Below are 11,818 nucleotides of genomic sequence, written 5' to 3'. Positions count from 1 at the left end.
CAAACGCCCGGGACTTTCCCGAGTTCCCGATCGCAGCCGGCGATGGAAAATGTAAGGAAAAGAAATGTCACAGCGAGCAGGCAGCGCCGATCTTCCCCTTCATGGGGGACGTGTGCCGCATTGGCTCAGCGACCGGATGACGCGGCTCGGCACGCTGATCACCGAGGCGATCGTTCATCACTACGGTCGCGATGAGTTTCTGCGCCGGCTCGCTCACCCTTTCTGGTTCCAGTCCTTCGGCGCCGTCATGGGCATGGACTGGCATTCCTCCGGCATCACGACCAGCGTTCTCGGCGCCTTGAAGCGCGGGCTGAAACCGCGCGCCGGTGAACTCGGACTGCATGTCTGCGGCGGACGCGGCCAGCACTCGCGGAAGACACCGCAGGAGCTCGTCTCGATCGGCGAGCGCGTCGGCCTTAACGGGGAGGGGCTGGCGACGACCAGCCGTCTCATCGCCAAGGTCGACAGCGCCGCCCTTCAGGACGGCTTCGATCTCTACCTCCACGGCTTCATCGTCGCCGACGACGGCCATTGGGTGGTCGTGCAGCAGGGCATGAACGGCGACCGGCGGCAGGCCCGCCGCTATCACTGGCTGTCCGAAGGGCTCGAAAGTTTCGTCGATTCGCCGCATGCGGCGATCGAGGGACGGAGCCAGGGCGAGATCGTCAATCTCGCCGACTGGCGCGCCGAGCGCTCGCGGCGAGGCCAGCTCGATCTGCTGGCGACCCTCGGTCCCGACAGGATCGTCCGCGAGGCGGCGGCGCTGCAACGCGCCGAGCAACCGGAGCCCGAGCCCGCCGAACAGCCGATGCTGCCGCACCTGATCATGCCCGCCCATCACGATGTCCGCGAGAGCGATGTCAATATGCGCCGCCTGCATGGAAATCTCGCCGCCGCGGCCGATCGCGGGCCGGCGGATTTTCAAGAGCTGCTGCTCGTTCCCGGTGTCGGCGCCCGCACGGTGAAGGCGCTGGCGATGGTGGCGGAGGTCGTCCACGGTGCGCCCTGCCGGTTCTCCGACCCGGCGCGCTTCTCGATCGCCCATGGCGGCAAGGACCGCCATCCCTTCCCGGTGCCGCTCAAGGTTTATGACGAGACGATCGGCGTGATGAAATCAGCGGTGCTGAAGGGCAAGCTCGGGCGGGAGGAGGAGTTGCAGGCGCTGAAGCGCCTCGACGAACAGTCCCGGCAGATGGAACGCTACGTGACCGGCCCCGACCTCAAGGAAATCATCGCCGGCGAATTCCGTCAATCCGCCGATTTCGGCGGCCGCAGTGTCTTCGGCTGGGAGGCGCCGCCGGTGGATGAGAGCTAGGCCATAAATTAAGGAAGATAGCGACAACGTTGGCAAAGGCTCTTGGGCGCGTTATCTCAGGGGCATGAGCGAACACACCTATATCCGAGTGCAATGGCTTCATGATTTCCCAGAGGAGCCAGTCGATTTGTGGAGCGAACTGGACCGGGAGCGTTTCGAAACGCGGAAACTGGAGATATTCCGTAACGGCACAGTGGGATATGCGAGCGCGAGCGAAGCTGTCGGAGGCACTATGCTCGGCATCGTCCCGGTTCCTTCACTGGCGGAAATCGCTGCGGATAGCGAGTTTGAGCCGTAGGAGATTTCTCAGAGCGAATTCGAAGATCGCTGGAGTGCTCGTCAGTCCGGTTGATTTAGGCTTATCCCGTGAAAGCCGCAACCAACAGCATCTGCCTATCAATGCCCATCCGGTGGAACGGCTTCAGGCGGAACTGTCTCCTTCAAATTCTTCCGGTGGAAGATGAAGAGCCCGGCAAAGACGATGATGGCGGCGCCGATAACAATCTGCGCGTCGGGAATATCGTTGAAGAAGATGTAGCCAAGCACGATCGCCCAGAGCAGCAGCGTGTATTGCAGCGGCGCCAGCAGCGATGCCGGTGCGAGCTTCAGCGAGCGGGTGATGAGCAGATGCGCGCAGGTGGCGACAACGCCAAGCAGCAGCATGCCGGACCAATCGAGGAGTGTGGCCGGCTGCCAGTTGCCGATGCTCAAGGCGATGCCGGTGACGAGGGCGGCGACCGTCTGCCACGTCACCAGCGTCGTGTCGCTGGTCGAGCGCAGATATCGGCTCATGACAAGTGAGAGCGCAAAGGCGAAGCTGCCGGCAAGGCCGAAGAAGGATGGAAGCGACAGCATCGCCGTCGAAGGACGTAGTGCAATGACGACGCCGGCGAAGCCGACCAGAACGGCCAGCCACCGGCGCCAGCCGATCTTTTCTCCGAGAAAGAAATGCGAGAGTGCGGCGATGTAGATCGGCCCGGCCATATAGAAGGTCATCACGTCTGCGAGCGGCAGATAGGCGACGGCGGCATAGAACAGGGCGACGTCGCCGGTCGCCATGACGACCCGCACGAACTGGAGGCGTTTCTGCTCGACGCGGAACAAGGCCATCGGCCCTTGCCGTGCGATCATCGGTCCGAGCACGATGAAAGCGCCGAGCGAGCGTATCACCAACACCTGGCCGACGGCAAAGCTGGTCATCAGCCACTTGCCCATCGCATCGTTCAGCGCAAACAGCAGATCGCCGAGCAGCATCAGCACGACGCCCGTCATGATCAGGTTTCCTGTATTGGCGACGGCCGCCTTGGTCTTCATTCCCCGAATCCTCGCAAAAACGGCCGCGCATGCGCGGCCGAATGCGGCTTCGATCTTAACAAGGCCGATGTCAAGTGTTCACTGGTGTACAGACGGCGGGCGGCGGGCGTGGAAAGAGCGTGCCAAGGCTGAACCGCTGAAGGTCATCGTCGAGCGACGCGATCGCTATTGGCACTGCAAGCCGTCTTTTGGCTGGAGGGGCTATGCCCTACCATACATCCGGCTCGCCCGCAGCAGGCGTTGCGAATAGGGATGTTCGACCGCGCCTCTTCGCAAGGCCTCGATGTCGACCTGTTCGACGATCTCGCCGGCTTCCATGATCGCGACTCGGCTGCACATGTGGGAGACGACGGCGAGATCGTGGCTGACGAGGAGATAGGTGAGGCCGCGCTCCTTGCGCAGGTCCTGCAGGAGATTGAGGATTTCGGCCTGGACGGAGACATCGAGCGCCGATGTCGGCTCGTCGAGAAGCAGGACGTCGGGGTTCAGCATCAGGGCGCGGGCGATCGCCACGCGCTGCCGCTGCCCGCCGGAGAGCTGATGCGGAAAGCGGTAGCTGAGCGCCGGGTCGAGGCCGACCGATCGCAGCACCGCGTTCATGTCGACGCTATTCCCGTCCAGCCCCTGGTTGCGCAGCGGTTCCTGCAATTGCGAACGGATGGTCTTGCGCGGATGGAGTGACCCATAGGGGTCCTGGAACACCATCTGCACCCGCCGATAGAACGGCCGGCTGCGCTGGCGCTCCAGCGTCTCGCCATTGAGGGCGATGCGACCGTCATAGTTGGCGTTGAGGCCGGAAAGCGCCCGGAGAACCGTGGACTTGCCGCAGCCGGATTCGCCGACCAGGCCGAACGCCGTGCCGCTCTCGATGGCAAGGTTTACGTCCTTGACGACAGGCCGCTGGCCGTGCCCGAAGCGGATGGTGAGATTGTCGATCCGGATCATCGCTGCGTCTCCGCGAGGTCATTCAGCCAGGCGGGATCGCGCTTCAGGATCGGCAGCCGGGCGGGTGGATCTTCGATCGTCGGCAGCGATGCCAGCAGGCCTTGCGTATAGGGGTGTTTGGCCTTGTCGAGATCGCGTGCCTCCAGCACTTCCACGACGCGGCCGGCATACATGATGAGGACGCGGTCGCAGAAATTGCGGACGAGGTTGAGATCGTGGCTGATGAAGATCAGGCCGAGATTGCGACGTGAAACGAGTTCGTCGAGCAGCGCCAGGATCTCGAGCCTTACGGTTACGTCAAGCGCGGAGGTCGGCTCGTCGGCGATCAGCACCTCTGGTTCGGCGATCAGCATCATGGCGATCATCACGCGCTGGCCCATCCCGCCGGATATTTCATGCGGATAGAGGCGGGCGACGCGCTCGGGATCGCGGATCTGGACGGCTTCGAGCATGTTGAGCGCCTGGGCATAGGTCTTTTTCGCGCTTACTTTGGGATGATGGAAGCGGTAGGTCTCGGCGATCTGTTCGCCGATCCGCATAACGGGATTGAGCGAATATTTCGGGTCCTGCAGGATGAGGCCGATCCGCCGTCCGCGGATCGTCATCATCGTCCGCTCGTTCGCCTTGAGGAGATCCAGATCGTGAAAGCGCATCCGCTCGGCGCTGATCATGGCGGTCGGCGGCAGCAGTTTCATGATCGCCCGGCCGACGGTGGATTTGCCCGATCCGGATTCGCCGACGATGCCGAGTTTTTCCTGGCCGAGCGTAAAACTGACGCCGCGCACTGCGCGCATGTGGCCGCCGCCATAGGCGATTTCGAGGTTGCGGATATCGATCAGGGGCTGCGTCATTCCGAACCTCTCGGGTCGAGCACGTCGCGCAGCGCATCGCCGACTAGGTTGAAGGCGAGGCTGACGAGCGCGATGGCGATGCCGGGCGCGGCGATCACCCAGGGGCTGTCGAGCATGAATTCGCGGCCGCTGGCGGCCATCGAACCCCATTCCGGCCATGGCGGCTGTGCACCGAGGCCAAGGAAGCCGAGACCGGCGGCGGTGATGATGATGCCGGCCATGTTGAGCGTGACGCGCACGATCACCGAGGGAATGCACATGGGCAGGATGTGGCGGGTGATGATGGCGATCGACGTCGCGCCCTGCAAGCGCACGGCGGCGATATAATCCGCCTTGCGCAGGCTGAGTGTTTCCGCCCGCGCCAGCCGCGCGATCGGCGGCCAGGCCGTCAGTGAAATGGCGATGATCGCATTGGTGATGCCGGGGCCGAGAGCGGCGGCAAAGCCGAGCGCCAGCACCAGCCCGGGGAAGGAGAGGAAGATATCGGTGATGCGCATCAGGATCTCGTCGACGATGCCGCCGAAATAGCCGGAGAAGGTGCCGATCAGCAGGCCGAGCGGCGCGACGATGATCGTCACCAGCATGATGATATAGAGCGTCGTGCGGGCGCCGTAGATCACCCTGGAAAAGACGTCGCGGCCGAAATTGTCCGTGCCAAGCCAATGCTCCGCGGAAGGCGGCGCAAGCCGCCCCGCCATGTCCTGAACGATCGGATCGTAGCTCGTCAGCAGGGGAGCGGCCGTCGCCACGACGATCAGCAGCACGATGATGACTAGGCCGGCGAGGCCAAGCGGGTGAAGGCTGAATTTCTGCCAGCCCTGATGGATCTGCTGCGCCGACGACTGGAACCAGCCCTGAGGTTCGGGCGCGTGCAGCCAGTTGCGAAAGCCGCCGGCATGGGTGGTGTCTGCGTCTTCGGTGGAGATCGTCATGGCGTCACCGTGTTCTCGGATCGAGGATGCGATAGAGGACGTCGGACAGGATATTGATCGTCAGGAAGACGGCGCCGATCGTCAGCACCGAGCCCATCACGACATTCATGTCGTTCATCTGCAGCCCGCGGGTGAGGTATTGGCCAAGCCCCGGCCAGCCGAAAACCGTCTCGATCAGCACCGCGCCTTCAAGCAGGCCGCCGAAGGTCAGCGCCAGGATCGTCAGGAGCTGCACGCGGATATTGCGGAAGGCATGGCGCCAGACGACCTTGCGGGTGCCGAGCCCCTTTGCCCGGGCGGTGATGATATATTCCTGGCTGAGCTGCTCCAGCATGAAGCTTCGCGACATGCGGCTGATATAGGCGACGGAGTAATAGCCGAGGATTGCCGCCGGCAGGATGATGTGGCCGAGCGCATTGTGAAACACGTCCCATTGGCCCTCGATCGCCGCATCGATCAAGAGAAAACCGGTCATGGGCGTGACCAGGCCTTCGTAGAAGACGTCGACCCGGCCCGACGCGCCGACGAGCTTCAGCTTGGCGTAGAAGATGAAGAGCGCCATCAGGCCGGTCCAGAAGATCGGGATGGAATGGCCGGCAAGGGCGACGATGCGGGCGATGTGGTCGATGATCGTCCCACGCCGGACCGCAGCGGTGATGCCCAAGGGAATGCCGACGATCGCTCCGATGATCATCGCGATGATGGCAAGCTCGATGGTCGCCGGAAAGATCGTCATCAGATCGGTCAGGATCGGCTGGCCTGTCGTCGCCGACATGCCGAGATCGCCGGTGGCGATCTTCCCGACATAGGAGAGGAACTGCATCCAGATCGGCTGCCCGAGGCCGAGCTCGTTGTAGACGCGGTCGTAAACCTCCTTGCTGACTTCCGCCCCGGTGATAGCAAGCACCGGGTCGGCAGGCAGCAGGCGGCCCATCGAGAAGGTCAGGAAGAGCAGGCCGAGCAGCGTCGTCACGACGGCCACCACGCGTCCCGCCAGCCGCCGCAGCAGGCTCAGCAGAGGGTGCGGAGCCGCCTCGGCGAACCCGCCCCCCGCTGGCTGGCGGCCTTCCCGCTTCGATGTCAGATCGGCACTCGCCACGCGCTCTACTCCTTGGTCACATCATGCCAGCGCGTCGACCATGTCGTATGCCCGTGATAGTTCTTCACGTTGGCGCGCATGACATAGGGGTCGGTTCGCTGGAAGAAGATGACGAGCGGCGAAGCCATGCCGGCATAGATGCCGTCCATCTTCTTGAAGATGTCGGTACGCTTTTCCGTGTCGCGCTCCCGCATCGACTGGTCGATGAGCGTGTTGAGCTCGTCCACCTTCATGCCCGTGCGCCACAGATAATAGCTGCCGAGGCGCGCCTCGTCGCTATTGTCGGGGTTGAAGGCATATTGCGTCGCGACAGCGAAGGGATCGGGCAGGCGGGCGCCGGAATTGCCGAGCAGGACTTCGAATTTGCGCTCGCGGAAGGCGGGCGTGAACTCGCCGGGCACGAGATCGAGATCGAAACCGGCGGCGCGCGCACTCGCCTGCAGCGCCTCCGCGAAGGGCAGGGTCGGGGCCCCTGAAGGGTTGAGCACCTTCTTCAGGCCGTTGGGATATCCGGCCTCCGCCAGCAGTTGCTTGGCCTTGGCGGGATCGTAATCATAACGGACAGCCGCCTCCTCGGGCGCGCCGATCATTCCGCGCGGGATCATCGACTGCCAGGGGAAGCCGGTATAGCGCATGATATTGCCGGAGATCGCCTTCCAGTCGAAGGCATGCTGGAAGGCCTCGCGAACCTTCGGCTTCTGCAGATCGGGGTCCTTCTGGTTGAGGGCGATATAGTAGAAACCAAGGCCTGGAACGTTTTCGATCACCACGTCCTTGTTGGTGGCGAGCGCATCGAGATCGCCGCTTGCCACATACTGGCCGACATCGACGTCGCCGGCTTCGAGCTGGAGCCGGAGATTGCCGGATTCCGGGATGTGGCGGGCAACGACACGCGCCATGGCCGGCTTGCCGCCCCAGTATTTCGGCTGCGCATTGAAGATCGCCACATCGTTCGGACGCCACTGCGCCAGGCTGAACGGACCGCTGCCGGCGGAGTTTGCCGAAAGCCAGGCGCCGCCGAAATCGCCGTTCGCCTCATGCGACAACACCGTCTTCTTGTCGACGATGCCGATCGAAGAGCCGGCCAGCGAATAGAGAACGAGATCCGTATTCACCGCCTGCGGCAACTCGATCTCCAGCGTATGCTCGTCCTTGGCGCGAACGAGCTTTTCGACGTTATCGGCCGTGAAGCCCCAGAGTGCGACGTCGGTGGAGCCGACTTGGCCCATCTTGATGACGCGCTGGATCGACCAGGCCGCATCCTCGGCGGTGACCTTGTTGCCGCTCTGGAAGACCGCGTCGTCGCGCAGGGTCAGTGTGATGATCTTGCCGTCGGCCGAGACCTTCCATTTCGTCGCAAGCATCGGCTTTAGCGTCTTTAGATCGTCGGGCGAGAGCTGCACGAGGTTGTCGTAAAGATTCGAGATCAGCTCGGACACCGTGCGGGCGTTGTTCTGAGCCGGATCGAGTGTTCGGATGCCGGTGAGGTTGGTGCCGATCACCAGCATGTTGGGCGGCGACGCCGCCGAAGCGGGTTGCGCTGCCATCAGGGCACCGGTGATTGCGATCGTCGTCAGTACTTGTCTCAGCATTTCAAGACCTCCCAATCCTGTCGCTTGTCAAAATCGTATCGAACTCAAAGCATGGTGCCGAAAAGCGTGAGCGCGTGGTCCGGCGCCATGCCTAACTCTTTAATCTGGAACGGCATTTAGACCGATCGGCCTAAATCGCCCTGTCCTAGCCGGCCGCCTTCGCGTCCCGCCGGCCCGGGTCGGATCGAATGTCGCCATCGGCCTTCCAGCCTTCCAGCAATCGATGAAGCTCCTCGCGGTCATGTTGGTCGAGCCGCGGCAGCCCCGGCAGGCGCACCGGCCCGACGTCGAGGCCGGCATAGGTGACGGCCTCCTTCACGACGGTGACATTCGCGCCGTTGCGGAATTTGGTCCGCATCCGCTCGAAGGGTTCGAGCTTGTTGACGATCGCCCTTGCACGGCCGAAATCGCTCTTTTCAAGCGCATCATGGACCGCAAGCGAGAGCTTCGGTGCGACATTGACGAGGCCGGAGGTGAAGCCGCGCGCGCCGGCAGCGGTGAAGGTCGGCGCCCAGCTCTCCGCCAGTCCGCAAACGAAGAGCGCACCGTTCGGATCGGCTGCTGGGATCGCGCGCGACAGCAGCATCAGATCGGTTGTGGCAAATTTGATGCCGGCAATGTTGCCGTGGTTTGCGAGGCGGACGATATCGGCGACCGCAAAGCCGTCGGCCCTGACATAGGCGATGAGCGGCAGGACGCAGGCATCGGCGAGATTACAGAAATAATCGATCTGAGCCGAAGGTGCGGCGAAGGGATCGACGGGCTGGTGCGACATGACTGCGGAGGCCCCGATCGCCGCCGCATCCCTCGCCATGCCGATCGCCTCGCGCAGCGACCGGCCGATCGCCGCCGTCACCGGCGCCCTGCCGTCGACGCCCGATACCGCCGCCTCGTGGACGATCCGGATCTCTTGCGGCGTCAGCGCATAGAATTCCCCGGTATTGCCGGCGGCGACGATGTTGTGAATGCCGGCCGCCGCCACCCGCCCATAAACCTGCGCGGTGATATGCGGTTCGACTTCGCCTTTTCCGTCATAGGCCGTGACGGGAACGCCCGACACGCCTGTCAGCGCCTTGCGCATGATTGCGATGCTCATTCTTCTCCCCGTTCGCTTTCCATCAAAATGAGTGATTGCCGAAGCGGAAGGGCGCCAAGCCCTCCGCATCGACGTCGAAGGCGATGACCGTGCCGGCCTCGAAACGTCCGGTACGGTCCGTCGACAGGCTGGTGACGAAGAGCGTCCTGAAATCAGGCCCTCCGAAACATGGCATGGTCGGCGCCGCCACCGGCAGATGATAGATTTCGACGATCTCGCCTTCGCTCGATATCCGGTTGAGACGGCCGGCAGAGACGCCGGCGCTCCAGTAAAACCCGTCGCGATCGGTGGCCGCGCCGTCCGGCCGCCCCTCTTCCTCGGTGAAGCTGCGAAGCTGACGTGCTTCGCCGAGCTCGCCCGTCGCCGGATCGAAGTCGAAGGACTGAAGAAAACATTGCCGGCTGTCGGAGTGGTACATCCGCCGGCCATCCGGCGACCAGGCGAGGCCGTTGGAACTCGTTAGACCAGTCGCGACAGCGCGCGCGCTGCCATCGGCACCGACGCGGAAAAGTGCGGCGTCATTCACCTGCGGCTTGGCTTCGCTGATCGAGCCGACCCAGAAGTGTCCGTCCGGACCGATCTTGCCGTCGTTGAGGCGGCCGTTGACGTGGCGCCCGGTCGGATCGCACAGAAACTCGATATCGCCGGAGACGGGATCGAAGAGATGGACGCCCGTCTGAAGGCCGATGACGATCCTGTTGTCACGGCAAAGCCCGAGGCAGCCGACCGCTGCCGGCATTGCGAAGCGGTCGACCGTGCCTTCCGGGGAAAGCCGCAGCACTGCCGGCGCCAGGATGTCGACAAGCCAGAGAGCACCGGTCTCTTCGTCCCACACGGGCGATTCACCGACCGTCAGCGGCTGCTGCAGCACCGAACGGATCTTCGGTTCAATGATGCGCGCCGCCGTCACGAGACCGTCTCCGGGTTTTTGGCGAGACCCTCGCCATCGCGCATGCGAATGGTGCCGTCGTGATTGAATTCGCAGAAACCGCCGCCCTGGAATGCGCGGGCGACCGCTCCCTCCGCGCCATCCTCGATGTGGGCGTGATCGCGCGGCCGGTCCTGCGGCTGGTAGCCGAGTCTCGCCGCCAGACCGTTGTCCCACCATTTCTCGTCCGTATCGGAAACCCCGTAGACGACCGTTGCGGCGATCGAAGGATGGCTGAGCCCGATCCGCACAAGTTGCGCCAGATCCCGCGCGCTGATCCAGATCGCGATCGATCGCTCGCTGTTCGGATAGGTGCCGGCATTGCCGATGCGGATGGATAGAGAACGGATGCCCGAAGTGTCGTAATAGAGCCCCGCCACCAGCTCGCCCCAGCATTTGGAAAGCCCGTAGGGGCTGTCCGGCCGCATGGGATCGAGTGGCGAGATGATCTCGCCGCGCGGATAAAAGCCGGTCGCATGGTTGCTGGAGGCGTAGACCACCCGCTCGACCTTGTTGATCCGGGCAGCCTCGTAAAGATTGTAGGTGCCGAGGACATTCGCCTGCAAGATCGCGTTCATGTCGACGCCGCCTGCAAGACCGGCGAGATGAACGACGCCCTCGACGCCAGCCAGAGCCGCCGTCGCCTCATCGAGCTTTGACAGATCGGCGCCGACAAAGCTTTCGTTCTCGGCCAAATCCGCAGGTTCATGAACGTCGATCAAGCGAAGATGCTCGACATGCTGCCGAAGAAACGGGCGCAGCAGCGTCCCGACGCGTCCGGCAGCACCCGTAATGGCGATCCGTCTCATCGTTCCTCCCATTGTCGCTCAAACCCCCTGAAACATGCGGGCGCGCGCATTCAGTATGTGTTTCTTCATCGCGTCATGCGCTTCGGCCTCCCGCCGCGCGAAGATCGCCTCCACGATCACCGCATGCTCGTCCTGGACACTGCGAATCTGCTCCGGCGTGCGTTTCAGGCTCAGGCTTCGCGTCACGGAATGGCCTATGGCGAAATGCGGCTTGAACCATTCGCGAACGGTGATGTGAAACTGGTTGCCTGTCGCCGCCGCAATTGCGTCGTGGAGGGCCTGGTCCTCCTCGGCGCCGAGCTCGCCGTTGCGCAGACATTGCTCGAGCGAGAAAAGTGCGGCCGTTATCCGCTCCTTGTCGGCCGGCTGCCAATTGCGTGCCGCAAGCTCGGCCGCCTCGGCTTCGAGGCCGGCGCGAAACTCGAAGAACCGCTGGACGTCGGCGAGCGAGCCGACCGGAACCATTGTCAGCATCGATGAATCCGGCCGCTGCCGAACGTAAGAGCCCGACCCCTTGCGCGAGACGACGAGACCATCGGTTCTGAGCCGCTCCAGCGCTTCGCGCACGACGGGTCTCGACGCGCCGAAAACGCCGGCGAGTTTCGTCTCCGAAGGCAGCCGCTCGTTTATGGGAAACGTACCGTCCGCGATCATCCCTACGATCTTCTCGTAGATGATGTCGCTGAAGCGCGTTGCGCCTCTGTTGGAAACGGCATCGATGGCGACGGTCATTATCGTCCTTTTCTCCCCGCTACGCGGCATTCAGTCGTTGCGTTTTCGAGCCGGCAGGCTGGCTCCGAATATGTCTCTCGCCCATGCGCCGAAATGGCGCCACGCTGTTCAAAGTGGCAGGCGTACAGCATATGACAGATCAGCGGCCTTTTCATTCCATAATCCACTTCGGAACGGGCCGGAGCGGGGCCATTTGATGTTGCAT

Annotated in this window: 12 protein-coding genes; 2 read left to right on the top strand and 10 right to left on the bottom strand. The window is 63.3% G+C overall.

The features are described from left to right. The first annotated feature begins 64 nt into the window (after positions 1-64). Positions 65-1,315, top strand: a complete 1,251-nt coding sequence (locus MHI61_RS30425; RefSeq protein WP_239793145.1) for a DUF763 domain-containing protein — start codon at positions 65-67, stop codon at positions 1,313-1,315. Positions 1,316-1,379: 64 nt separating this feature from the next. Next, positions 1,380-1,613, top strand: coding sequence for a hypothetical protein (locus MHI61_RS30420; protein WP_239793144.1), 234 nt, complete (start codon positions 1,380-1,382; stop codon positions 1,611-1,613). A gap of 98 nt (positions 1,614-1,711) precedes the next feature. On the opposite strand, the gene MHI61_RS30415 is transcribed toward MHI61_RS30420, so the two are convergent. The 10 genes from MHI61_RS30415 to MHI61_RS30370 all read right to left on the bottom strand — a co-directional run bounded on the left by MHI61_RS30415 (position 1,712) and on the right by MHI61_RS30370 (position 11,613). Continuing rightward, the gene (locus MHI61_RS30415; RefSeq protein ID WP_239793143.1) at positions 1,712-2,629 is read right to left on the bottom strand and encodes a DMT family transporter; all 918 of its coding nucleotides are present in this window, start codon (positions 2,627-2,629) and stop codon (positions 1,712-1,714) included. 201 nt (positions 2,630-2,830) lie between these two features. Further along, a complete protein-coding gene (locus MHI61_RS30410; protein ID WP_239793142.1) occupies positions 2,831-3,574 on the bottom strand; it encodes an ABC transporter ATP-binding protein in 744 nt (247 codons plus the stop codon). After that, positions 3,571-4,425, bottom strand: coding sequence for an ABC transporter ATP-binding protein (locus tag MHI61_RS30405; RefSeq protein ID WP_239793141.1), 855 nt, complete (start codon positions 4,423-4,425; stop codon positions 3,571-3,573). Before MHI61_RS30405 ends, MHI61_RS30410 begins: the two co-directional genes overlap by 4 nt. Further along, a complete protein-coding gene (locus tag MHI61_RS30400) occupies positions 4,422-5,357 on the bottom strand; it encodes an ABC transporter permease (RefSeq protein WP_097607718.1) in 936 nt (311 codons plus the stop codon). Before MHI61_RS30400 ends, MHI61_RS30405 begins: the two co-directional genes overlap by 4 nt. A 4-nt stretch (positions 5,358-5,361) precedes the next feature. Next, positions 5,362-6,456: an ABC transporter permease gene (locus MHI61_RS30395; RefSeq protein ID WP_097664511.1), complete on the bottom strand. Its 1,095-nt coding sequence runs from the start codon at positions 6,454-6,456 to the stop codon at positions 5,362-5,364. A 5-nt stretch (positions 6,457-6,461) separates the two neighbouring features. Beyond that, positions 6,462-8,048, bottom strand: coding sequence for an ABC transporter substrate-binding protein (locus MHI61_RS30390; protein ID WP_239793140.1), 1,587 nt, complete (start codon positions 8,046-8,048; stop codon positions 6,462-6,464). Between the two features lie 145 nt (positions 8,049-8,193). Beyond that, positions 8,194-9,144: a dihydrodipicolinate synthase family protein gene (locus tag MHI61_RS30385; RefSeq protein ID WP_239793139.1), complete on the bottom strand. Its 951-nt coding sequence runs from the start codon at positions 9,142-9,144 to the stop codon at positions 8,194-8,196. A 22-nt stretch (positions 9,145-9,166) separates the two neighbouring features. Continuing rightward, positions 9,167-10,054 carry an SMP-30/gluconolactonase/LRE family protein gene (locus MHI61_RS30380; protein WP_239793138.1) on the bottom strand — a complete coding sequence of 296 codons (888 nt, stop codon included), beginning with the start codon at positions 10,052-10,054 and terminating at the stop codon, positions 9,167-9,169. Next, positions 10,051-10,881 (bottom strand): NAD(P)-dependent oxidoreductase, encoded by an 831-nt coding sequence (locus MHI61_RS30375; protein ID WP_239793137.1) that lies wholly within the window; start codon positions 10,879-10,881, stop codon positions 10,051-10,053. Before MHI61_RS30375 ends, MHI61_RS30380 begins: the two co-directional genes overlap by 4 nt. A gap of 18 nt (positions 10,882-10,899) precedes the next feature. Continuing rightward, positions 10,900-11,613, bottom strand: a complete 714-nt coding sequence (locus tag MHI61_RS30370) for a FadR/GntR family transcriptional regulator (protein WP_239793136.1) — start codon at positions 11,611-11,613, stop codon at positions 10,900-10,902. Positions 11,614-11,818: the final 205 nt, after the last annotated feature.

This window comes from Rhizobium sp. K102, from assembly GCF_022385315.1.
GTDB classification, from domain to species: domain Bacteria; phylum Pseudomonadota; class Alphaproteobacteria; order Rhizobiales; family Rhizobiaceae; genus Rhizobium; species Rhizobium croatiense.
Note: the sequence above shows the minus strand (reverse complement) of the source record. Positions and strands in the feature narration are given on the sequence as shown.

Bases quoted from the DNA above. Each gene is read 5' to 3' on its own strand.
- MHI61_RS30425 (WP_239793145.1), top strand. From the start codon at position 65: ATGTCACAGCGAGCAGGCAGCGCCGATCTTCCCCTTCATGGGGGACGT.
- MHI61_RS30420 (WP_239793144.1), top strand. From the start codon at position 1,380: ATGAGCGAACACACCTATATCCGAGTGCAATGGCTTCATGATTTCCCA.
- MHI61_RS30415 (WP_239793143.1), bottom strand. From the start codon at position 2,629: ATGAAGACCAAGGCGGCCGTCGCCAATACAGGAAACCTGATCATGACG.
- MHI61_RS30410 (WP_239793142.1), bottom strand. From the start codon at position 3,574: ATGATCCGGATCGACAATCTCACCATCCGCTTCGGGCACGGCCAGCGG.
- MHI61_RS30405 (WP_239793141.1), bottom strand. From the start codon at position 4,425: ATGACGCAGCCCCTGATCGATATCCGCAACCTCGAAATCGCCTATGGC.
- MHI61_RS30400 (WP_097607718.1), bottom strand. From the start codon at position 5,357: ATGACGATCTCCACCGAAGACGCAGACACCACCCATGCCGGCGGCTTT.
- MHI61_RS30390 (WP_239793140.1), bottom strand. From the start codon at position 8,048: ATGCTGAGACAAGTACTGACGACGATCGCAATCACCGGTGCCCTGATG.
- MHI61_RS30385 (WP_239793139.1), bottom strand. From the start codon at position 9,144: ATGAGCATCGCAATCATGCGCAAGGCGCTGACAGGCGTGTCGGGCGTT.
- MHI61_RS30375 (WP_239793137.1), bottom strand. From the start codon at position 10,881: ATGAGACGGATCGCCATTACGGGTGCTGCCGGACGCGTCGGGACGCTG.
- MHI61_RS30370 (WP_239793136.1), bottom strand. From the start codon at position 11,613: ATGACCGTCGCCATCGATGCCGTTTCCAACAGAGGCGCAACGCGCTTC.